Source organism: Acidiferrobacteraceae bacterium (genome assembly GCA_037388825.1).
Taxonomy (GTDB): Bacteria; Pseudomonadota; Gammaproteobacteria; order Acidiferrobacterales; family JAJDNE01; genus JARRJV01.
Genome location: JARRJV010000084.1, coordinates 6,952 through 7,443, shown reverse-complemented (window position 1 = coordinate 7,443; position 492 = coordinate 6,952). Strand labels below are relative to the sequence as shown.

Genomic DNA, 492 nt, shown 5'->3' with positions numbered 1-492 from the left:
GCGATATTGCGGCGTTCCCCTTCTGGCAGCGGCCGGTCGCTGCGGCACAAGAGAACATCGGGCTGGATACCGATGGATCGCAGTTCCTTGACCGAGTGCTGGGTCGGCTTGGTCTTCAGTTCACCCGCGGCGGCGATGAACGGCACCAGGGTGAGATGGATATAGATGCAGTTGCCTTCACCCTGCTCGATGCCCATTTGGCGAATGGCCTCGAGAAACGGCAGCGATTCGATGTCGCCCACCGTGCCGCCGATTTCTACCATGGCCACGTCGGCCCCGTTGGCCCCCTCGATGATGCAACGCTTAATCTCGTCGGTAATGTGAGGGATGACCTGCACGGTCGCGCCCAGGTAATCGCCGCGACGCTCCTTGGCAATGACATTCTCGTAGATGCGACCCGTAGTGAAATTGTTGCTGCGTTTCATGGTGGTACGCACGAAACGCTCGTAGTGACCCAGATCGAGATCCGTTTCCGCACCATCCTCCGTGACG

At 59.6% G+C, this 492-nt stretch carries 1 protein-coding gene; it reads right to left on the bottom strand.

From position 1 onward, the window contains the following. Window positions 1–492 (bottom strand): CTP synthetase (gene pyrG, locus P8X48_11775; GenBank protein ID MEJ2107982.1); only part of this gene is annotated, 492 nt, incomplete at both ends.